Genomic DNA, 21,331 nt, shown 5'->3' on the forward strand with positions numbered 1-21,331 from the left:
CTTTATTCCATTATAATTTCAAAAAACATTTTATTTATACTAAGAAAAGTGGTTGGTATACAAAGCAAAATTTAAAATCAACTGAATATAATTTATTATAAAAATTCATTGCCACTTAATTGCAAATACAATCACTAGTTTAATCAAGATATACGTTTAAAATGTATTTTATTTTATGATAGCTTAATAAATCCACAAAAATGATAAACATTGAGCAATTAATCAATAATTTTAAATTTTTAGTTGACGTAGAAATTCAGATAGGTAAAATGCTCAGCATTCGAAACGCAATTATATTTTGTAATGTGTTTTGAGCCCGGGTGGTGAAATCGGTAGACACAAGGGATTTAAAATCCCTCGGCCTTTTTGGCCGTGCGAGTTCAAGTCTCGCCCCGGGCACCACTTACTTACCTATGCGGGAATAGCTCAGTTGGTAGAGCACGACCTTGCCAAGGTCGGGGTCGCGAGTTCGAACCTCGTTTCCCGCTCCAATCTAGTGTTTTTAGATGAAAATCAATATTTATTATTTCATGAAAATTAATAATTGTGTCTGACTTTTCTATTACAATATAGAACCCAATCATTAGGCTTATAGCATTAAAATTTGACCTAACACTTTGGTTGATAAGAATTTTGTTATTATTATTTTATTAACAATTGGTAAAAAATAAAAGTTGATTCAAATACTAGCGATAACCATTTTTCAATTTTAGTGTCTGAATATGACTAGCTAGTGTAATTTATCTGTTTCCCTTCCCATAAAGAACTATACAACTTTAAATGTACTTAATATGCTATCTAAAGTAGTTTCATAGTTTTTTAAGAGAAGGGCATAAAGTGACTTATTGTGTCGTTAGATTAGGTGATAATTTTGATGCTTGAAAAAAGGTATAACTAAGATCTACAAGGTCGTGAATATAAAAAGGGTCTTCTTTTATTATATTTTTTGTTTCTTCAATCGAGTCACTCATTACTAAAATTATACCGCCTGTTTTATCTTCAAAAAGTCCAGAAGCTAAAAACTTACTGCGAGCGAAATAGTTATCTAAAAATTTATTATGTTCATCTAATTTTGCTAAAATCTCTTGCATTGGTTTTTTAAATGTAGCAGTTACAATTATCATTTGTTTTTCCTTATTTAATAAAATAAATTTAATGTAGTAGATCACGTATTTCAAAAAAATCACCAGATGTGATTTGTAAAGTTTCAATATTATTTAAAACATGAATCAATTCTTTAGCCCTTTGTTGTGAACTTACTAAATAACCATCATTTTTAGATAAGCGCTCAGCTAATTTTTTTAATTCTGGAAATTCATTTAGCTTTGGATTGTCTAAAGTTATTACACGAGAAACTGCTGAGTCAAAAATACATAGTCCAATTACAGCAAAAAATAAATGTGGGTTTTCTAATGCATATATTTTTATCATCATATTTAATGCTGCTTTAGATACCGCATAAACAGACATTCCTTGTCTCGGACGAACACCGGCAATTGAACTGGATATTATAATTTGTTCTAATGATAGCTGGTCATGATTTAGAAAAAAATCTAATAAAATCTTATAAGAAAATAAGTTAACTGACATAACATAATTAAAGTCATCAAAACTTAATTGATCTAACCGAGTAACTTTATTAAATAGACCTGCATTTAGGTATAAACGGTCAATCTTTTTAATTTGTTTTAGATTAGAAAATTCTTTCAAATGGCTAACTATAAATTCCGATTGTGATAAATCTATACAGTGATGATGGAAATGTTGATATTTTTCAAGCTCAGCACATTTACTTCGGGAAATACCATATACACTGTCTCCTTCTTTTAAATGATAAAGAGCTAGCTCACGACCTATTCCTGAGCTTACTCCAGAGATAAAGATATTTTTTTTCATAAAGTTTGTCTTTTAATTGAATTTACCTGAATTAAATCCACCATCAATAGGTAATATAACGCCTGTAGTATATGATGATTGTTGACTTAATAACCATAAAACACTATTAGCAACTTCGTCAGCTGTGCCAAACTTTTTCATTGCTGTAATTGATAATTTTCTTTCTGTCCGTTCAGGGTTCTTTCGCAAATTTTCCTCATTATTCATTCCTCCTAATATTGGTCCTGGAGCTACAGCATTAACTCGAATTGCATGTACATTATCATGATCAACGGCACACTCTATAGCAGCAACTTGTGTTAGCATATTAATGGCGGCTTTACTTACGGAATACGCAGCTTGCATTCGTAATGCTTGTAATCCTGCACAGGATGAAATATTTACTATAGCGCCACCTTTACTTTGAGAAATTAATTGGATTTCTCTTTTTAAGCAATGGGCTGTACCTGTTAAGTTGGTGTCAATAATTTTTTTCCATTGAATAATATCCAATTCGGAGATATTACTATAAGGGGCTGTGATACCAGCATTATTTACTGCAAAGTGTAAAACTTTATATTCGTTTTTAATATGATCAAAAGTATTATCAATGTCATTAGAGTTTGAAATATCACATTTAAAAAATTGGCAATGATCCTTTAATTTTTTGAGTTCAGGCTTGTCAATATTTCTTCCAAGAACAATAATATTTGCTTTTAATTCAATAAGTCTTTGTACTAAGCACAGACCTATACCATTTGTACCACCAACAACGATGATATTTTTGTCTTCAAAATCAATGTATTTCATTTTATTTACTCATATTTAGTTTGAGAATCTCTTAAATAATCAGGGTTAACACAGCAATAAACTCTGTCTAATTTTGGATTGCTTTTATCTTTAAAACAAAAACCATCAAATCTACAAGCGTTGATTTCTCTTTTTTCAAAAAATTTGGATAAAAGTTTTGGATCGGCAAATAATGCCCTTGCCATACCAATATAGTCAAGTTTGTATTTATGGAGTTGCTCTTCTGCATCCAATATTGAGTGAACTAGTCCTGTACATCCTACTGGAATTTTAGTTGTATAAGACTTAATTTTACTTGCGCCAGAGAAAATTCTATTTTTGCTGTTTTGATTATAACCACTTAAAAATTTGTAAAATGTTTCGCCTATACACATTGAGCATTCTATCCCATCAATGCCTAATTGTTCTAATTCATGTATTACTTCCTCTAAATATTCTGGTTTTTGCCCTTCTTCATTATCAAAATAATCATCAATGCCCAAGCGAATAAAAATACTTAGGTTATATTTAGTTTTAACTTGAATAGCTTCAATGATTTTTATCAGTATAAGCGCTCTTTTTTTAGGGGTTCCACCATAGTCATCAGTTCTTTTATTTGTATAAGGCGATAAAAAACTACTAATTAGGTATCCATTAGCTGCTTGGATTTGAATAGCTTTACCACCAGCTTGTTGAACTAACCATGCAGAATGAGCAAATTCCTCAATGACATTTTCAATATCACTTATAGACATTTCTATAACTTTGTCTTCTGGGAATTTTTTTTTCATTTTTTGACTAAATTGCCCACTAGGGGATAATAGAGGGCAATTTGTGTGTTTTGATGAACCTTGTGCACCATAATGCTGGAGTTGTACTACCACTAATACATTTTTTTGATGGGCATATTCAAAAATTGGCTTTAGAGCTTGTGCATGTTTCCATTCATATAAAGCTAGCCCTCTTTCATGTAAGCGGGAGGATGGTGACACCGTTGAATTGCCAATTATAATCATCCCAACGCCGCCATCGATAATTTTTTTATAAAAATTGATCAATTCTTCGGAACATTCGCCAGTGGGTTTTGCTAAGTCTAGTCCTATCGATGATAAAAATAATCTATTCTTAATCGATATTCCATTTTCAAAATGTAAAGGTGATAATAGAATTAAATCATTCATGTATTTTTTATCCCAGTTTTTAAATGTTTAGTTCATCAAACATAGGTTTATGATAAAAAGAAGTATTTATTATATTATTCAATGTTAGTAACTGAGATTTAGATAAATCGTCAAATATCAAATAGTGCCAATTACTGTTTGTTTCTATTGTTGTGTGTTGTTTTATTGAGAACTCATGTTTATTCAATAAAATTACACTAGAAATATTTGCATTATCATCTTTATCACTTTCTATTGTGATCCCTGTTAATGATAAGTATATTATTTTTTTATTTGATTCTTGGCCATTATTGCTAAATACTTTTATTGACATGTCCTTATCGAAAGGATAAAAATTATGTGTTTTAGCATAGTGTTCATTTCTTAATCTAGGAAAAATACTCATGGGAATAACTGCACAATTTAAGGAGAAAGTTCCTTTAAGCTTACCTTTCTGATAAAACCATGCTTTCTTTTCAAGAATTTTAGGTTTTACCCTACGAACATAATCTTTTTGAGAAAAAAGTATCTCTAGTGGATAAGATGACACAACATAGTCTAAAAAATTTACTCCAAGACTTGTCATTGAGATAGAAACCTCTTTGTATTTATGCCCTGTTGTTGAGTAAACGTAATCATATGCAGCTTGTCTTGCAGCTTCTAATAACATCATTCCAGGAACATGTTCATGGACTTTTTTGTAAAAATATTGGTTTTTTGTATTATTAAATAAGAAATAAGAATAAATAGGGGCGGTGTTTTGTATGTTAGAAATTGCTCTTTTATCATCATCATTAATTGGAGGAATATTGGGTAATAATCTACTTCTAATAATTTCCTCTAGATGTAGAGGCATATAAGCACTAATTAATTCTAAAGTATTATCATCTAGTGGTTTATAAAACTCAGCTATATGTATATCAGAAAGAATAGTACAAGCTACATCTTTTGATATCTCTATTGGTAATGTTCTAAGAGTATAAATATGTTGTTTATTAGATTTACAGCGTTTATAAACAGATTTAAGAAGATGTTCATGCTCTGGATTAGAGAGTATTAAATCGTTAAAATCATCTTCTTTAATCATATTTAATAGTACAATACTAGGTTCATAAATAAGTACATCTTCTACTTCTGATTTATGAACTATGTACGAATCAACAAGTGCTTTTTTATCCATTTTTTATTCCTTCTGTTTAATATTAAGATTTTCGAACAATTTACTTACAATATATGGATGCATGATAGAAACAGGCAACATATATAATTTTCCAACAAGATTGTGATTTTTAACTGATGTAATTAAATATAACTTATTATGATAATCATTAGCGTTGATAATACGAATATGCACACAAACATCTAGATGCCAGTCTCTTACTACCAACGTTAATATATTTTCTTCTTTTTCAATGACTGTAAAAAAGTGGACTTTATTTCCTATATCGGGTTCGTTTTTGTCTAATACATTGAACCCGTTAATGGATTTAATTCCAACTATTTTTCCTAAAAAATCTCTAATGTTAAACAGTAACTCTATCCATTTAGGTTGATAACTCGTTATTTTTTTATAAGCATCATATGCTGAAATTTTTTTAGAAATATATAAGCTTTGATAGCTTAAATAATCAACTTCTTCTGCTATAAGAGTTATATTGTTTAATAAAGCATTGAGTTTTTTAATAGAACCCTTTTGCTTGGCATTCATAAGCTAATTTAATCAATTTTTTATATTGTTTATCTTTAGGAATATATTCTGAAAATATATGTTCTTTGTAATCTTTAAAAATATCATCCAATTTGGACGTTTCTTTAATAAAGTTTGAACCATAAATAAAAAATGGGTAAGTATATATACCACCAACATATTCAATTGTTATCTGTAAATGTCTTAATAACTCATTAATAGAAAAACCTACAACACCTCCAGGAGTATATACTTCTTTTGTTCCACCAATAGATGCTATGACACTAAATTGTTTATTAATGAGCTTAGTTCCTAAATCTGTTCCTTTTCTACCATAAGCAAAACCCGGAAGAAAAATTTCATCAATCCATTTTTTTAATATTGCAGGGTAGGAATACCAATATAATGGAAATTGAAAAATAATGCGTTCGGAGTTTAATAGATAAGATTGCTCTTCTTCTACATTGAACTGATTATTTACACAGGATTTTGAAATATCACGAATTATCAAATTTTCTGAAGCGAAAGGAGTTAATTTCTGTATTAAAGCTTTATTAACAACTGATTCATTTAAATTTGGATGTGCAAGTAAAATTAATGTTTTTTTCATACCCTAGTTCCTTATATAAAAAAGATTATCTTTACATGCTATCATGGTGTTTAAAAAATATCAATACAGCAGTAATTTTCCAGTTAATATTATTTATTATTTTGAAAAATAAGAAGTTATTAAAGGTGCTTTTAATGTCAAAGATTTAAAAATGATCTATAGTGTGGGTGATGTGCTTAAGCGGTTGATTGCTAAATTCAGGGTAAGTTGCATACTAAAAAGTTATGATAAAATTTAGTTTTATTAAATTAGGTAAGTAAAACATGGTCAATTAAGCTATATGCAAATGTAACTATCTCCTAAATAGTACATTTTCAAAGTCAAAAATTTTCTCCATTAACCCACATAGAGTTTACATAATAAAAAATGACAGAGCACCAATCGTATTTATTTTAAAAGATTCTTTTGCAGGCATTTCAGTCTAAGAGCTTTGCTGTTTATGCTGAATGTATGATTCAAATTTAGCTGCTATGCATAATATGTTTAACTTAAATTACTAAATTTAGGTTGTTGTTTTGGAGTTCAGTCCTTTTACTGACAAGCATTTACTCTAGGTCTTTTCTAATTGTTTTTACTATATATGAAAACTTAGCTATTAGTGTAACCATAATGTATTTACCTTAAGAATTGAGACTTAAAAGGCAATCTCAAGGTAAATTGTAAAAAAGCATTCAAGTGATAGGTGACTTTAATAGTGTGGCACTAGGCTTGATATTGTAGTCAGTTGTCCGTTAGTAGGATAATCTGGCTCAATATCATGGTTATTTACCCAAAATACGGATAGGTAATAAACCAAATTTATAGAAAAACTTTCACTAGCTAGGAAAAAATTTATGTTATGGTTACTATATCATCCTTTATAGTCCATATCAAAGTGGCTATACCAAATAATTTAACCCTACTTATTAACAACTAGGAGCCAGGGCTGGTTATCGAAGAATAGTTAATTATTTATAATTTTGAAGAACTTTATAGGGCATTAAATAATTTAATCCTAATTTTCTATGATTGTTTTTAAATCAATAAAGCTTAATCTGCTTTTCTTTTTTTATTTAAACATGTATTTTATTTATATGTTTACAAGAATGGAAAAAGAGGAGATATTATGTTCTGTATTCAGTGTGAGCAAACAATAATAAAATCAAATAATAAAGGCTGTAATTATGCAAAAGGTATGTGTGGTAAAACAGCAGAAGTTTCTGATTTGCAAGATGTTTTAGTAGCTAGTTTACAAAAGATTTCGTATTGGGCCACGCTTTGTCGTAGGTATAACATTGTGGATAGAGAGATTGATAGGTGGTCGTTTCAAACTTTTTTTGCGACATTAACTAATGTCAATTTTGATGCGCAGCGGATGCTAGAATATCTTGAGCAAGCTAATATACATTGTCAAAAGTTAGCACATTGCGCTAAAAGTGCTGCGCTTAAAGTAAATGATATTTTACCAGCATTAAGTTATGCAGCTAAGCTTAATTATCCAGAAGCAAAAGAGGATCTATTAGCGTTTGCTAGTCAAGTCAAGTTGAATCGAGAGCAAGAACAAGTTGGTGATGATGTAATAGGGCTTCGTTTATTAGCTTTATATGGCTTGAAAGGCGCGGCAGCTTATATGGAACACGCTGCGGTATTAGGTCAATTTAATGATGAAGTTTATTCAGAATATCATCACATCATGAACATTCTTGGCGATAATCCAACTGATGTAGATAAGCTTTTTGAACTTTCAATGCAGATTGGGCAATTAAATTATAAAGTTATGTCGATGCTTGATATGGGAGAAACAACTGAATTTGGTCATCCTGTCCCAACTAAAGTAAATACTAAGCCAATTGCAGGCAAATGTATTTTAGTTTCTGGACATGATTTTCATGATTTACGTTTGATTTTAGAACAAACGCAAGGAAAGGGCATTAATGTTTATACTCATGGAGAAATGTTACCCGCTCATGCTTACCCAGAATTAAAAAAATATACTCATTTAGTCGGAAATTATGGTAGCGCTTGGCAAAATCAGCAAGTTGAATTTGCTAATTTTCCCGGGGCAATTGTTATGACGTCAAATTGTATTATAAACCCTTTTACAAACGGATATGCGGATCGCATTTTTACTCGTAATATGGTTGGTTGGCCTGGGGTTGCTCATATTCAGACTGATGATTTTAGTCCTGTTATTGATTGTGCACTTAATCAATCAGGTTTCAATTATACTGAAATTGAACATTATATAACTGTTGGTTTTGCAAGAAATACATTAATGAATGTTGCACCTACAGTTGTTGAACAAGTAAAAGCTGGAAATATTAAGCATTTCTTTTTAATTGGGGGATGTGATGGTAGCAAAAGTGAACGTCATTATTATACCGAAATGGCAAACCAAGTACCTAAAGATAGTGTTATTTTAACTTTAGGTTGTGGTAAATATCGCTTTAATATGCAAAACTTTGGTGATATTAATGGCATTCCTCGTTTACTTGATATTGGGCAATGTAATGATGCTTATTCGGCAGTTCAATTAGCGCTTGCATTGGTTGAAGCTTTTGAGTGTAGCGTTAATGAACTTCCATTAACATTGGTTCTATCATGGTTTGAGCAGAAAGCAATTGTCATTTTGCTCACTTTACTATCATTGGGTATTAAAGGAATTTATGTAGGGCCTTCAATTCCCGAATTTTTAACAGATAACTTATTGAGCATATTGAAAAATAAGTTTGATTTACGTATTACGGCAGATGCAACCAGTGATTTAAATCAAATATTAACTTTTAATGCGGCTTAAAATAAATGGATTTATGCTATTATCTGCTTTTCGATGCAGATAATAGTGTTTATGGGAACAGATTATTCTAAACTAGAATAGGCCAAATAAGAATATTAATAGATTGTATAATATAGGAGATTTAGTGCAATTATCAAATTTTACTGATTATAGCATACGTGTACTTATTTATTTGTCAGCTTTAACTGAAGGTGAAATGACAAATATTACTGAGGTAAGTAAATATTATAATATATCTAAAAATCATTTGGTTAAAGTTGTCTATAAACTAGGTAAGTTAGGTTATATTGAAACAAAACAAGGAAAGTATGGCGGTATAAAATTAAAAATGCATGGGAGTCAAATTAATGTAGGTAAAGTTATTAGGCAGATTGAACCGCTAGAACTACTTGATTGTAGCGTTTCAGCATGTAATATTAGCCCAGTTTGTCTTTTAAAAAGATATTTATGGGATGCAAAAGAGGCATTTTTAAAAGAATTAGAACAATATACAATTGATGATTTAATTAACGACAAGACAAAATTAATTAGCCTATCATAATTTTATTTGGTTTTAACTAGATAATAACCTATTCCTGAACAGTTTTATTAGTAACTGCCAGGTTAGGTTAAAAGTGATTAAGCACACGCATTAGACAATCTAATTAAATAAAACGATCAAATAAAAATATATGAACAATTAGCAATATAAGTTTATACTTATAAAGTTATATTAATCGGTTATTAATTTTTTTGCTGGGCTTTATCATAAGGATAAATAAATAATTTATTATCAAACCATTCCGCGCAGAAAATATCCTCTATCTTTTCATATCCTTGTTTATGAATTTCTTGTTTAACCCAATCTTCATCTTTTTGGATCTGATCGAGGTTATCATGGCTTATTCCTCCATTTTCAATAATTAGAACCGCAATATCTTTCTCACCTTTCTTGATAATTGTTAATGATCCATTTAATTCATACCAAACTTGCTTTAATTGTTCGAATGATGAAATACCTTGTATATTAACTAAAGTTTCAAAGTCTCGTACAGGTAAATTGGCTTTGATAAAATTATCGGTTATTAATTTTCCATTTTTGACCAGCTGAATAGGCGCACCATCAATTGCATCTCTTAAACGAGAATTTTTGGATTTGATGAATCTGATTATAACCAATAAACCGGCCCAAATTGCTACAAGAGCAGCTGCTTCCCATGCAGAGACGGTTGGGCTTAACAATGCTCCCCCAACCAAAGCACCAATTACCATACTACCAACTTGATCTAACTGAGACATAGGTGCTATTTGGCTTTTGCCTGATAATTTCACATAAATAAGTAAGATAACTAATGCTAATAAAAATTTTGGTGCCATTTCTAATAAATACATTCACTACCTCCTAGTTAATATTTTTATTTATCTGTATGCTGTTACTGTAGTAGTAAGTTGAAGCATTAACTTCAGAATATTTAGTAACTTTTGTTAACAATATGTATGAGTTTTAGTCTAGCGTGAATCATTGATTTATTATAACTTTATTAATAAAAGATATTAATATTTCGAAAATTGGAAACTGTATTATACGCTATATATCTAGATTGGAAAATCGACAATATAAGTCTTATTTGTATATAGCTATTTAATATAGTCTGTATAAACCATGCATAGTTAATAATCATCAACTTTTATTCACTGCTTTTTTATAAAGTGTAAATTAACGAAATCTAATCTTGATTTTTGTTTAATCACAGTTTATATATATTAATGATAAGTAAGGTGCTTATCGCTAATATAAAATTATTGGAGGAGCTTATAATGGTACAAAAATTTGCTTCGTACGGTAGTGATGTTTCAGCGGGTACTTATAAATGTGCAGATTGTGGTTATATTTATTCAAATCAAAGTAAAAAATCCTTACCACCTTGCCCAGATCATAATAAAAAACCACATATTAAGAATGGTTGGTATATTGTTACAGGACAAGGTGATTCAGCTAAAGACCCTCATCCAGATAAAAAATAATCTCAATTTTTTCAGTGGATAATAGATATACTTGCATTTTGATTATTTTGTAAAAAATAAAACGGAGCGTTACTTTTATTTTGATCTGGAATATTTAGTTTGTAATCAGGTTGAGTAACGCTTTAGTTACTGAAAGTTAAATTACATATAATAAAGTTAAAACGGTAAGACTGCTAATTTTTAATATGTTAGTTATTAATGAAATTAGAGTTTTAATTCTATAAATTGATACAATTTTGTAAATTATGGAAGAGTAATTAATTTAGCAAATATATGGTATTGTTACCTAAGCTGGCTGTCTTTACTGCCCCGACGATTATATAAGACTGCTGCCTTTGCTATTTGCTTATCAATTTCTTGTTGACAGGTGAAGCAAAACTGGACACCAGGCAATACATGCCTTCTTGCTTCAGGGATGATTTCACCACATTCAATACAAAAATTAGCACTATTAACACCTTGTTTTAATTGGCGTCTAGCATTTTCGATAGCGTCAGAAATTGTACCTTCTATTTGTTGATTTACGGCATCATCTGATGCCCAGCCATTAGCCATAATGTAACCCCTATGATAGTAACGTAGCTTTTTAGATATGGTTTTTTAAATCTTTTTCAAGCCATGGTTTGGCTATTATTAATTTGTATGAATGTTAATGTAAGTTGAATGATAATATATTGATGTAATCAACATATCTATTTTGTATTATTTAGCGGAGATAGTTATGCAACAATATGAACAAGCAATATTTGCTGGTGGTTGTTTTTGGTGTATGGTTAAACCATTTGATCAGTATGATGGTGTTATTCGTGTTATTTCTGGGTACACTGGAGGACATGTTGCTAATCCTACTTATCAACAAGTTTGTCAGGGAAATACAGGGCATACTGAAGCTATTCAAATAACTTTTGATCCATCTAAAATAAGTTATCAAAAATTACTTGATGTTTTTTGGCAACAGATAGATCCTACAGATAAAAGAGGACAATTTGCCGATCGTGGCGATTCTTATCGTCCGGCTATTTTTTATCATAATAAATCTCAACACCAACAAGCATTAATATCTTTGCGTGCACTTGAAGCAAGTAATCGATTTGCTAATCCAATAACAGTGGATATTGAGCCCGCTGTTGAATTTTATTCAGCAGAAGATTATCATCAAGACTATTATAAAAAGCAACCTGAACACTATAATCGTTATTATCAATTATCAGGCCGAGCTCATTTTATATCGACGCACTGGCAGGACAAAAATTCATCTAAGGTAAATAAATAATGCAAAATTATCCACAATATTCTGTAAAACAAAAATGGATTCATTGGTTATCAGCGATATGTGTTTTAATGACTTTTTTACTGATAGCATTTAAAGGAAGCATGTCATATTATTTGGGGGGAATGCCTAATATTTATTTACTACATAAATCTTTTGGGATAGTTATCGTGGTATTAACCGTATGGCGAATACTTGTCGTAATATTCGAAAGTTCTCCGAATCTATTATCTAATGATAATAGATTACTAAAAATATTGTCAAAATCAGTCCAAGGATTTATTTACATCTTTCTTTTAATTGTCCCTATTTCAGGATATTTGATGAGTAGCCGTGACTTTAATGTATTTGGTGTTATTTCAATTCCTGCAATTGATATGCCTAATAAGTTTTATACATTTTTTTACAATACTCATATTTTAACCTCTTTTATTTTTATGATTTTATTGCTTTTGCATGTTATAGGGGCAATGTATCACTACTTTTTTCTTAAAGATAAAGTTCTACAATCAATGTTATAAACTTGATATTTTGCCGTTTTAATTATCTTAATAATTTAAAGGGTTTTACTGATTATGAATAAATTAATGAAAGAAAAAGTACTTTCAACGTTAACGCCTATGCAATATCATGTAACGCAGCATAATGGAACTGAACCACCATTTGATAATGAGTTCAACGACAATTATCAAGAAGGGCTTTATGTTGATATCGTTTCTGGTGAACCATTGTTTACTTCATTAGATAAATTTGATTCAGGGTGTGGTTGGCCTAGTTTCGCTAAACCTATTGGTAAACACTCTATTGTTGAAAAAAAAGATAATAGCTATGGAATGCATCGTATTGAAGTTCGCTCAGTAACTTCTGATTCCCATCTTGGTCATGTTTTTCATGATGGACCAAAAACATTAGGTGGATTACGCTACTGTATAAACTCAGCAGCGTTACGCTTTATACCTAAAGATGATCTTAAAGCAGAAGGATATGGGCAATATTTAAAACTTTTTAAGAAAGCTTAGCTAATTAAAACACCCTATTATTTAGTATGAATAATAGGGCTTAGAAAAAAGGTCTTCAATTATTTATGTTTATTTGTTCATTTATAAAATAAAAATGAATTTTGGGGTTTTTCATACCTAACTTGCAGTATTTAACAATTCGTACGAGTTAATTCTTTTTTTTAAATAAAACATAACAAATCATTAAAAATACAATGCTAGTTAATAATGAGCCAATTAATGGATAAAGTCCAATTACAATACTTATTTGTGCAAGGAGATTGTCTGTAATATAGAATAGAAAACCAAAACTTATACCGGTAATGACTCTAACACCCATAGATACGCTGCGCAGAGGTCCAAATATAAAAGATAATGCTAGTAGCATCATTACTGCTACAGATATTGGTTTAATTATTTTTTTCCAGAAAAGTAAATCGTAATATTTTGTATCTTGCCCTGAATTATGTAAATATTTGGAGTATTGATAAAGACCACTAGCAGAAAGTGAATCAGGATCAAATGCAACTATGCTTAATTTATCTGGTGTGATATTGGTACGCCACTTCATAAGTACTAAATTGGTACCAGTTATTTGTTTTGGGTTTGTTAGATCATTTTTTTCAACCTGAGCCAACGTCCATTCATTATTAGAATATACGCCATAATCAGCATGTGTGATTGAAAGTAATTTGTTATTTTCGACTGTGTAAATAAAAATATGTGATATAGAATTATCATTATTGATGCGGCCTATATAGATGTAGTTATTTCCATCTCTTGCCCACAAACTTCCTTTCTCTGCCATTAATGAATTACCATAAAGTTTTTCAGAGCGCATATTTCGAGCAGCTTGTTCCGTTACAGGGGCAACCCATTCACCAATTGCCATGGTAATCACAACCAATGGAATAGCTGTTTTCATCACTGCTTTAGCAATTTTAAATCGACTGAATCCAGATGTTTCCATAACAATAAGTTCACTGCGAGATGCCAGTAAACCTAATCCAATTAATGCACCTAATAATCCAGCCATAGGGAAAAATGTTTCTAAATCTTTGGGCGCCATTAAGGTGGTATAAATTCCTACAGCAAATGCATCATAGTCGCCCTTTATTTTTCGAAGCTGATCAATAAAACGAATGATTCCTGATAAGCTAATTAGTAAAAAAAGTGATAACCCAATGGTACTTAATATTGTTTTACCAATATAGCGATCTAAAATCGAAAACACAATTTTCCCCTTTATGATGCTAAATATTTAAGACGAAGTTTACGTATAAACAAGTTATCCCAGCAATTTAAAAATAACGCAATAATAAAATATACTGTATTAATGATATAAAACCAAGGTTCTGGATTTATATGTCCTTTTCCTGCACTTCCTTTTATTGAACTCGATAGTAAAAAATAGATCAAATAAAGTAGTAAAGCAGGGAGTATTTGGGTAAGCCTTCCTTGTCTCGGATTTGAAACACTTAAAGGAATTACAAGAAAAGCCATTAAAGGTACTGAAATCATCAGCGTTAATCGCCAATAAAATTCTGCTTTAGTTTTTGATGATCGGATATTGTATAAGTCAAATAGTCCAAGTTGCTGGGCATCTAATTTTTCTTCATCGTCATAATTCTCTAATTCTTTGGGTTTTATTATGCCTAAATAATTATGGAAGTTTGATATCCGAAAATCTTTTAATTGTGTAGTACCTTCGTAACGATTAGCATTTTCTAATGTGATTGTTTGGTTACCGTCTTTATCACTTCCTGTTTTACCTTTATTCGCTACAATTATTGATGGTCTTAAATTATTTTTAGGATTAGTTTGTACAATGAAAATCTTTTCAAGATTGTTATTATTAACATTTCCTATATAGATTACGGAATTACCGTCAGGTGTTTGTTGAAACTGTCCTTCTAATAAACCTGTTAAACTTGGATTAATTTTTGCATTTTCAATTAATTGCCCTTGTTTGACGCTAGACCATGGTCCAAACCAAAGTGTATTTATCATTGTTAATATACAAGTAAAAATGCAAAGTAAAAAAACAACTTGATAGGCGATATTTTTTTTCACTCCACATGCATGCATGGCAACCATTTCACTATCAGAGTAAAGTCGCCCAAAAGTAACTAATACACTTAAAAAAAGACTTAGCGGTAAAATAAGATCTGCTATATTAGAAATACCCAAGATGAGCAATGGCATAATTAAATCACGAGGTATATTCCCTTCAATGGCGCTCGATAGAATTTTAATTAGCTTTTGAGAAAAGAAAATTAATAGTAAGATGAAAAGAATTGCACCTTGAGTTTTCAATGTCTCTTTAACTAAATATCGTCGAATTATCACATTTAACCTATCTGCAAAATTAATGTTTTATAAAATTGAACTATTATAAACTGAATTAATCGGTTTAGTTATCTTTTTTGTTGCTATCCCATAATGAATCGATAGAATATCAGTATTTATCCCATATTTTACAAGAGAAGTTTTATGAAATTTTTAATTAAAAACAGTGATATTATAACCAAACTAAAAAATGAATGTTTAGTTATTTCAATAAGTTCAGAAAAAGAACAATCAGCTTTTGTAAAAGATTTAGATCAATTTACTAAGGGAATGATAACTCAATTAATCAAATCAGGTGATATAAGTGGTGAATTAGGACAAACAACTTTGCTATATCCATACATGAATAATTTAAGGCAAAAGATATTATTTGTAGGTTGTGGTAAATTCAAGGAATTTGATTTAAGCAAATCTAAAAAATTGATACAAACGGTTATTAATGAAGTGATTGCCAAAAAAATTAAAACTATTTCCTGGGATCTTTTAACCATTAATTCATCAATAAGTGATGAGGTAGCTAAACAACTTCCACAAATTGTAAGCGAGATAACTTATCGCTTTGATGAATTTAAATCAAATAAAACAGTTGGATTAAGTTTAAATAACATTGCTTTATTATATAACGATCCAAAATTAGTTGATACTGTAAGTAATAATTTGGCGCAGGGTCAAATTATTGCAAACGCTGTTGAATCGACTAAAACTTTAGCTAATATGCCTTCAAATATTTGCAATGCTCAATATTTGGCAGATCAAGGTAAGCAACTTGGAAAACGTCACTCTTCTTTAAAAGTTTCTTGTTTAGGGGAAAAAGAGCTAACTAAACTCAATATGAATGCTTATTTAGCTGTCGGACGTGGTTCACAGAATGAATCAATTATGACAGTTATTGAATACAAAGGTGCCAAAGAAAAAAATGCTCAACCTTATGTATTAGTTGGCAAAGGATTAACCTTTGATTCTGGTGGAATCTCAATTAAGCCTTCTGCAAGCATGGATGAAATGAAGTATGATATGTGTGGTGCAGCAACAGTGTATGGGGTTATGAAAGCTGTCGCCGAATTAGAGTTACCTATTAATGTAGTCGGAATTATGGCCGGTTGCGAAAATATGCCAAATGGTAATGCTTATAGACCAGGTGATATTTTAACGACAATGTCTGGCATAACTGTTGAGGTCATTAATACTGATGCCGAAGGTCGTTTAGTTTTATGTGATGTGTTGACTTATGTTGAACGTTACAATCCTAAAATTGTGATTGATATAGCTACGTTAACAGGAGCCTGCATTGTTGCACTTGGTCACCATTATACTGGAGTAATGGGTAACAATGAAAAATTAGTTGCACAGCTAATTTTATCATCGAATAAGGCGGGCGATAAAGCATGGGCGTTACCGATAGATAATGATTTTCAAGAACAAATTAAATCAAGTTGTGCTGATATTGTTAATGCAGGGGGCCGTGATGGTGGTACGATAACCGCTGCTTGTTTTCTATCACGGTTTACAGAAAAATATCCGTGGGCTCATTTAGACATTGCAGGCACAGCTTGGCAATCAGGAGCAAAAAAGGGGGCTACTGGGCGCCCAGTTGCAATGTTGATTCAATATTTACTTGAAAGTAATTAGCGAGCTTACATTCTATGAAAAAAGTGATTTTCTACCTATTAGAAAACCAGACGGAAGCGAGTGAATTAGGCATGTTATTTTATGAAAAACTCGCTTGTGAAAAAATTGTTGAGGCTTGGCAAAACAAATTGCGAGTATTGGTTGCTTGTCAAGATCAAACTCAAGCAGAACGAATAGATGAATATCTTTGGCAATTAGATACTGAAAATTTTGTTCCACATAATTTAGCTGGTGAAGGCATGAAAGGAGGCTCCCCAATAGAAATTAGTTGGCCGGCGAGGCGCAGTAGTGGTACTCGTCAATTATTAATTAATTTACAAGAGCAATTTCCTGAATTTGCAGGTGTTTATCGTGACATAATAGATTTTGTACCCGTTAATGAACGATTGAAATTGCTAGCTAGAATTAGATATATGTCTTATAAAGACGCAGGTTTTAACCTTAAAACTATTCCTACTTTATGTAGATAGGTTTAAAAATTATCAATAAAATTTTAGACAAAAGTTTTTTTAAAAGGGATCAAATGTATCTAGTTTATTGTTCTGCCAATTTATTGTTTTTCTATTTTACTGTAGAATAGGAAGTATTTTTATGCCCTAAATCAGGATTTATGCATTAATTATGAAAAATACGACTTATAATCCACACGAAATTGAACAACCTATTTATAAACATTGGGAAGAAAGTGGTTATTTCAAACCCAATGGCGATAAATCTCAGCCAAGTTACTGTATTGCTATTCCACCGCCGAATGTAACTGGTAGTTTACATATGGGGCATGCTTTCCAACAAACAATTATGGATGCCTTGATTCGTTATCATCGTATGCAGGGGCATAATACCCTTTGGCAATCCGGAACCGATCATGCGGGTATTGCAACGCAAATGGTAGTAGAGCGTAAAATTGGCGCAGAAGAAAACAAAACTCGCCATGATTATGGTCGAGATGCTTTTATTGACAAGATTTGGCAATGGAAAGCTGAATCAGGTGGTAGCATCACAAAACAGATGCGTCGTTTAGGGGATTCGGTCGATTGGGATCGTGAACGATTCACAATGGATGAAGGTTTATCAAACGCAGTAAAAGAAGTTTTTGTTCGACTATATCAAGAAAACCTCATCTATCGCGGCAAACGTTTAGTTAATTGGGATCCTAAATTACGCACGGCGATCTCAGATCTAGAGGTTGAAAACCGAGAAGTTAAAGGCTCAATGTGGCATTTGCGTTATCCATTAGCTGATGGAGTCAAAACAGCCGAGGGTAAAGATTATTTAGTTGTTGCAACCACTCGTCCTGAAACCTTATTTGGCGATACTGGAGTTGCGGTTAATCCTGAAGATCCACGCTATAAAGATCTGATTGGTCAATTTGTAATATTGCCATTTGTGAATCGCCGGATTCCAATTGTTGGTGATGAACATGCCGATATAACCAAAGGTACAGGGTGCGTAAAAATCACCCCTGCACACGATTTTAATGATTACGAAGTTGGGCGACGTCATCAATTACCGATGATCAACATATTTACTTTTGATGGTGATATTCGTCAGCAAGCTGAAGTGTTTGATACTAATGGTGAACCAAGTGATGCTTATGAACCCACTATTCCAGAGCAATTTCAAAACCTAGAACGTTTTGCTGCTCGTAAAGCTGTGGTTTTTGCATGTGAATCACTTGGTATTTTAGAAAAGATTGAACCTCATGATTTAACTGTCCCTTATGGTGATCGTGGTGGTGTTGTGATCGAACCTATGCTAACAGATCAATGGTATGTACGTGCAAAAGTACTTGCAGAGCCTGCGATCGATGCTGTAAAAAATGGTGATATCCAATTTGTACCAAAACAGTATGAAAACATGTATTTTTCTTGGATGAATGATATTCAAGATTGGTGTATTTCACGTCAATTATGGTGGGGGCATCGTATTCCTGCTTGGTATGATAAACAAGGTAATGTTTATGTTGGTCGTGACGAAGCTGAGGTACGACGTGAAAATAATTTGTCGAACGATATTGAGTTAGAGCAAGATGAAGATGTACTTGATACTTGGTTTTCATCTGCACTTTGGACATTCTCAACGTTAGGTTGGCCGGAAAATACTGACGAATTAGCCACGTTCCATCCAACGAATGTACTAGTGACCGGCTTTGATATCATTTTCTTCTGGGTTGCCCGAATGATCATGATGACCATGCATTTTATTAAAGATGAGCAAGGTAAACCACAAGTTCCTTTTAAAACAGTGTATGTTACAGGCTTAATTCGTGATGAAGAAGGACAAAAAATGTCAAAATCTAAAGGTAACGTGATTGATCCTTTAGATATGATTGATGGTATTTCATTGCACACATTATTAGAAAAACGTACTGGCAATATGATGCAACCTCAATTAGCTGAAAAAATTGCTAAACGAACTCAAAAGCAGTTTCCTAATGGTATTGAAGCTCATGGTACTGATGCATTGCGTTTCACGTTAGCTGCCTTAGCATCAACAGGACGAGATATTAATTGGGATCTAAAACGATTAGAAGGATATCGAAACTTTTGTAACAAACTTTGGAATGCTAGCCGTTATGTATTAATAAATACAGAAGGGCATGATTGTGGGTTTAATGGGGGAGATTTTGATTACTCTTTAGCAGATAAATGGATCTTAGCTGAATTTAATCAAACCGTTCAATCTTATCGTGAAGCATTTGATACCTATCGATTTGATTTAGCCGCAAATATTTTATATGAATTTACTTGGAACCAATTTTGTGACTGGTATTTAGAGCTAACCAAATCGGTTTTAGCCAATGGCAAACAATCACAGCAACGTGCTGCTCGTCATACTTTAGTGACGGTGCTAGAAGCTTTATTGCGCCTTGCTCATCCAATTATTCCATTTATTACGGAAGAAATTTGGCAAAATGTAAAAGGATTAATGCACATAACGGCTGACACCATTATGTTACAACCAATGCCTAATTTTGATAAACAACATATAAATGACGAAGCTGTAGCTGATATTAATTGGATAAAAGATGTGGTAATTGCTGTGCGAAATATTCGTGCAGAAATGAATATTGCACCAAGTAAGCCATTGCAACTACTAATTCGAAAAGCCTTACCAACGGTACATCGAATTATCAGTGACAATATCAACTTTATTGAATCACTAGCAAGATTATCCGAAATTGTTTTACTTGATGATGGCGAAACAGGACCACTGTCTGTCACTAAATTGGTGGATGGTGCTGAATTACTTATTCCCATGGCAGGATTAATCAATAAAGAAAACGAACTTGTGCGTTTAGAAAAAGAGATCGAACGCATCAATAGCGAAATTTCTCGTATTGAAAACAAATTATCTAACGCAAGCTTTGTTGATAAAGCACCGGCTGCAGTAGTAGCGAAAGAGAAAGAAAAACAACAAGGTTATATTGACGATAAAGCCAAACTGCAAGAGCAGTATACTGCAATAAAAAATCTATAATTTGATTATAAAAAATCTCTCAATAATAACCTTAGTGAGAGATTTTTATTTTAATTCATGTGGTTAATTCCACTTCAAATAAAAAACAAATCGGTAGTAAAATTTTATAATGATAAAATTAATTCAAATGATAGTTTGCATTTTATTATAGATTTATATACAATGATCCGGATTAATTCTGTGGGTTGTTAGCTCAGTCGGTAGAGCAGTTGACTCTTAATCAATTGGTCGCGGGTTCGATCCCCTCACAACCCACCATTAAATGCCTGCTTTTACAACGCTATTTAGGTTGTTTGTGGTCCTGTGTATGAGTGTCAATTATACTTTGTGCCGTGAATGTGACATTATTTGGCAAGCTCCAGCATATGATCAGTATTCAAGTGAGTGTATTTCTTTATCATTTCAACATTTCCGCTGCAAGCACTTTTAACGTAAATAATAGTGTACTAACTTGAACGTGCCAGCTTGACCAAGTGTGGCTCAAATCATGGAATGTAAAATCTTCAATACCCTATAGTTCATAGGTAGTGCTAAGATCTGGTTGATCAATATCATTAATGCGTTTTGGGTTTACGTGTAAAAACTTATTCACAATTATTTTTAAATCGTAATTTATGTATCAATTCAATTGCACCATGATTTAACAGTAACAACTTAGTTCTCTTTGATTTTGTATTATCATTTATTACCGTTGCCACACGGTT

20 protein-coding genes and 3 tRNA genes are annotated in these 21,331 nt (G+C 31.7%); 12 read left to right on the forward strand and 11 right to left on the reverse strand.

The window, feature by feature from the left end; all coding sequences use genetic code 11:
- The first annotated feature begins 314 nt into the window (after nucleotides 1-314).
- A tRNA-Leu gene (locus A9G48_RS08875) sits at nucleotides 315-402 on the forward strand.
- 13 nt (nucleotides 403-415) lie between these two features.
- Nucleotides 416-491 (forward strand) — tRNA-Gly (locus A9G48_RS08880).
- 351 nt (nucleotides 492-842) lie between these two features.
- Here the strand turns inward: A9G48_RS08880 and A9G48_RS08885 are convergent.
- The 7 genes from A9G48_RS08885 to A9G48_RS08915 are packed head-to-tail and all read right to left on the reverse strand — an operon-like array spanning nucleotide 843 to nucleotide 6,121.
- Nucleotides 843-1,124: a YciI family protein gene (locus tag A9G48_RS08885; RefSeq protein ID WP_034945941.1), complete on the reverse strand. Its 282-nt coding sequence runs from the start codon at nucleotides 1,122-1,124 to the stop codon at nucleotides 843-845.
- A gap of 28 nt (nucleotides 1,125-1,152) precedes the next feature.
- Nucleotides 1,153-1,896, reverse strand: coding sequence for an SDR family NAD(P)-dependent oxidoreductase (locus A9G48_RS08890; protein WP_051825228.1), 744 nt, complete (start codon nucleotides 1,894-1,896; stop codon nucleotides 1,153-1,155).
- Nucleotides 1,897-1,908: 12 nt separating this feature from the next.
- Nucleotides 1,909-2,685 carry an SDR family NAD(P)-dependent oxidoreductase gene (locus A9G48_RS08895; RefSeq protein WP_051825226.1) on the reverse strand — a complete coding sequence of 259 codons (777 nt, stop codon included), beginning with the start codon at nucleotides 2,683-2,685 and terminating at the stop codon, nucleotides 1,909-1,911.
- Nucleotides 2,686-2,690: 5 nt separating this feature from the next.
- Entirely contained in the window at nucleotides 2,691-3,845 is a 1,155-nt protein-coding gene (locus tag A9G48_RS08900; protein ID WP_034945938.1) for an NADH:flavin oxidoreductase, read from the reverse strand.
- 19 nt (nucleotides 3,846-3,864) lie between these two features.
- A complete protein-coding gene (locus A9G48_RS08905; RefSeq protein WP_034945935.1) occupies nucleotides 3,865-5,004 on the reverse strand; it encodes an AfsA-related hotdog domain-containing protein in 1,140 nt (379 codons plus the stop codon).
- A gap of 3 nt (nucleotides 5,005-5,007) precedes the next feature.
- Nucleotides 5,008-5,532 carry a DUF2867 domain-containing protein gene (locus A9G48_RS08910; RefSeq protein WP_034945932.1) on the reverse strand — a complete coding sequence of 175 codons (525 nt, stop codon included), beginning with the start codon at nucleotides 5,530-5,532 and terminating at the stop codon, nucleotides 5,008-5,010.
- Complete coding sequence (locus A9G48_RS08915; RefSeq protein WP_051825224.1) at nucleotides 5,504-6,121, reverse strand: NAD(P)H-dependent oxidoreductase; 618 nt, start codon at nucleotides 6,119-6,121, stop codon at nucleotides 5,504-5,506. Before A9G48_RS08915 ends, A9G48_RS08910 begins: the two co-directional genes overlap by 29 nt.
- 1,105 nt (nucleotides 6,122-7,226) lie before the next feature.
- Here A9G48_RS08915 and hcp point away from each other — a divergent pair.
- Nucleotides 7,227-8,897, forward strand: coding sequence for a hydroxylamine reductase (hcp, locus tag A9G48_RS08920; RefSeq protein WP_034945929.1), 1,671 nt, complete (start codon nucleotides 7,227-7,229; stop codon nucleotides 8,895-8,897).
- Between the two features lie 124 nt (nucleotides 8,898-9,021).
- Nucleotides 9,022-9,438, forward strand: coding sequence for an Rrf2 family transcriptional regulator (locus A9G48_RS08925; protein WP_034945926.1), 417 nt, complete (start codon nucleotides 9,022-9,024; stop codon nucleotides 9,436-9,438).
- A gap of 182 nt (nucleotides 9,439-9,620) precedes the next feature.
- Here the strand turns inward: A9G48_RS08925 and A9G48_RS08930 are convergent, their stop codons facing one another.
- On the reverse strand, nucleotides 9,621-10,268 hold the full coding sequence (locus A9G48_RS08930; RefSeq protein ID WP_034945923.1) for a DUF421 domain-containing protein: 648 nt from the start codon (nucleotides 10,266-10,268) through the stop codon (nucleotides 9,621-9,623).
- A gap of 426 nt (nucleotides 10,269-10,694) precedes the next feature.
- Between A9G48_RS08930 and A9G48_RS08935 the strand changes: the two genes are divergently transcribed.
- On the forward strand, nucleotides 10,695-10,901 hold the full coding sequence (locus A9G48_RS08935) for a hypothetical protein (protein ID WP_034945920.1): 207 nt from the start codon (nucleotides 10,695-10,697) through the stop codon (nucleotides 10,899-10,901).
- 282 nt (nucleotides 10,902-11,183) lie between these two features.
- Here the strand turns inward: A9G48_RS08935 and A9G48_RS08940 are convergent, their stop codons facing one another.
- Nucleotides 11,184-11,456, reverse strand: a complete 273-nt coding sequence (locus A9G48_RS08940) for a DksA/TraR family C4-type zinc finger protein (protein ID WP_034945916.1) — start codon at nucleotides 11,454-11,456, stop codon at nucleotides 11,184-11,186.
- Nucleotides 11,457-11,622: 166 nt separating this feature from the next.
- Here A9G48_RS08940 and msrA point away from each other — a divergent pair, with 166 nt between their 5' ends.
- The 3 genes from msrA to msrB are packed head-to-tail and all read left to right on the forward strand — an operon-like array spanning nucleotide 11,623 to nucleotide 13,190.
- Entirely contained in the window at nucleotides 11,623-12,174 is a 552-nt protein-coding gene (gene msrA, locus A9G48_RS08945) for a peptide-methionine (S)-S-oxide reductase MsrA (protein ID WP_065576087.1), read from the forward strand.
- Entirely contained in the window at nucleotides 12,174-12,692 is a 519-nt protein-coding gene (locus A9G48_RS08950) for a cytochrome b (protein WP_034945908.1), read from the forward strand. The genes msrA and A9G48_RS08950 overlap by 1 nt, the downstream gene beginning before the upstream one ends.
- Nucleotides 12,693-12,746: 54 nt before the next feature.
- Entirely contained in the window at nucleotides 12,747-13,190 is a 444-nt protein-coding gene (gene msrB, locus A9G48_RS08955; RefSeq protein WP_034945905.1) for a peptide-methionine (R)-S-oxide reductase MsrB, read from the forward strand.
- A gap of 148 nt (nucleotides 13,191-13,338) precedes the next feature.
- Here msrB and lptG read toward each other — a convergent pair whose 3' ends face one another.
- The gene (gene lptG, locus A9G48_RS08960) at nucleotides 13,339-14,403 is read right to left on the reverse strand and encodes an LPS export ABC transporter permease LptG (protein WP_034945902.1); all 1,065 of its coding nucleotides are present in this window, start codon (nucleotides 14,401-14,403) and stop codon (nucleotides 13,339-13,341) included.
- A gap of 11 nt (nucleotides 14,404-14,414) precedes the next feature.
- Nucleotides 14,415-15,518, reverse strand: coding sequence for an LPS export ABC transporter permease LptF (gene lptF, locus A9G48_RS08965; protein ID WP_065576088.1), 1,104 nt, complete (start codon nucleotides 15,516-15,518; stop codon nucleotides 14,415-14,417).
- Between the two features lie 144 nt (nucleotides 15,519-15,662).
- Here lptF and A9G48_RS08970 point away from each other — a divergent pair, with 144 nt between their 5' ends.
- The 4 genes from A9G48_RS08970 (at nucleotide 15,663) to A9G48_RS08985 (ending at nucleotide 20,885) form a co-directional block, all read left to right on the forward strand.
- The gene (locus tag A9G48_RS08970) at nucleotides 15,663-17,147 is read left to right on the forward strand and encodes a leucyl aminopeptidase (protein ID WP_034945896.1); all 1,485 of its coding nucleotides are present in this window, start codon (nucleotides 15,663-15,665) and stop codon (nucleotides 17,145-17,147) included.
- 14 nt (nucleotides 17,148-17,161) lie between these two features.
- The gene (locus A9G48_RS08975) at nucleotides 17,162-17,617 is read left to right on the forward strand and encodes a DNA polymerase III subunit chi (protein WP_034945893.1); all 456 of its coding nucleotides are present in this window, start codon (nucleotides 17,162-17,164) and stop codon (nucleotides 17,615-17,617) included.
- 151 nt (nucleotides 17,618-17,768) lie between these two features.
- Nucleotides 17,769-20,627, forward strand: coding sequence for a valine--tRNA ligase (locus tag A9G48_RS08980; protein ID WP_034945890.1), 2,859 nt, complete (start codon nucleotides 17,769-17,771; stop codon nucleotides 20,625-20,627).
- Nucleotides 20,628-20,809: 182 nt separating this feature from the next.
- A tRNA-Lys gene (locus A9G48_RS08985) sits at nucleotides 20,810-20,885 on the forward strand.
- Nucleotides 20,886-21,331 lie beyond the last annotated feature (446 nt).

The sequence above is a fragment of the Gilliamella sp. wkB18 genome (assembly GCF_001690875.1).
In the GTDB taxonomy this organism is placed as follows: domain Bacteria; phylum Pseudomonadota; class Gammaproteobacteria; order Enterobacterales; family Orbaceae; genus Gilliamella; species Gilliamella apicola_A.

Bases quoted from the DNA above. Each gene is read 5' to 3' on its own strand.
- A9G48_RS08885 (WP_034945941.1), bottom strand. From the start codon at position 1,124: ATGATAATTGTAACTGCTACATTTAAAAAACCAATGCAAGAGATTTTA.
- A9G48_RS08890 (WP_051825228.1), bottom strand. From the start codon at position 1,896: ATGAAAAAAAATATCTTTATCTCTGGAGTAAGCTCAGGAATAGGTCGT.
- A9G48_RS08895 (WP_051825226.1), bottom strand. From the start codon at position 2,685: ATGAAATACATTGATTTTGAAGACAAAAATATCATCGTTGTTGGTGGT.
- A9G48_RS08900 (WP_034945938.1), bottom strand. From the start codon at position 3,845: ATGAATGATTTAATTCTATTATCACCTTTACATTTTGAAAATGGAATA.
- A9G48_RS08905 (WP_034945935.1), bottom strand. From the start codon at position 5,004: ATGGATAAAAAAGCACTTGTTGATTCGTACATAGTTCATAAATCAGAA.
- A9G48_RS08910 (WP_034945932.1), bottom strand. From the start codon at position 5,532: ATGAATGCCAAGCAAAAGGGTTCTATTAAAAAACTCAATGCTTTATTA.
- A9G48_RS08915 (WP_051825224.1), bottom strand. From the start codon at position 6,121: ATGAAAAAAACATTAATTTTACTTGCACATCCAAATTTAAATGAATCA.
- hcp (WP_034945929.1), top strand. From the start codon at position 7,227: ATGTTCTGTATTCAGTGTGAGCAAACAATAATAAAATCAAATAATAAA.
- A9G48_RS08930 (WP_034945923.1), bottom strand. From the start codon at position 10,268: ATGTATTTATTAGAAATGGCACCAAAATTTTTATTAGCATTAGTTATC.
- A9G48_RS08935 (WP_034945920.1), top strand. From the start codon at position 10,695: ATGGTACAAAAATTTGCTTCGTACGGTAGTGATGTTTCAGCGGGTACT.
- A9G48_RS08940 (WP_034945916.1), bottom strand. From the start codon at position 11,456: ATGGCTAATGGCTGGGCATCAGATGATGCCGTAAATCAACAAATAGAA.
- msrA (WP_065576087.1), top strand. From the start codon at position 11,623: ATGCAACAATATGAACAAGCAATATTTGCTGGTGGTTGTTTTTGGTGT.
- A9G48_RS08950 (WP_034945908.1), top strand. From the start codon at position 12,174: ATGCAAAATTATCCACAATATTCTGTAAAACAAAAATGGATTCATTGG.
- msrB (WP_034945905.1), top strand. From the start codon at position 12,747: ATGAATAAATTAATGAAAGAAAAAGTACTTTCAACGTTAACGCCTATG.
- A9G48_RS08970 (WP_034945896.1), top strand. From the start codon at position 15,663: ATGAAATTTTTAATTAAAAACAGTGATATTATAACCAAACTAAAAAAT.
- A9G48_RS08975 (WP_034945893.1), top strand. From the start codon at position 17,162: ATGAAAAAAGTGATTTTCTACCTATTAGAAAACCAGACGGAAGCGAGT.
- A9G48_RS08980 (WP_034945890.1), top strand. From the start codon at position 17,769: ATGAAAAATACGACTTATAATCCACACGAAATTGAACAACCTATTTAT.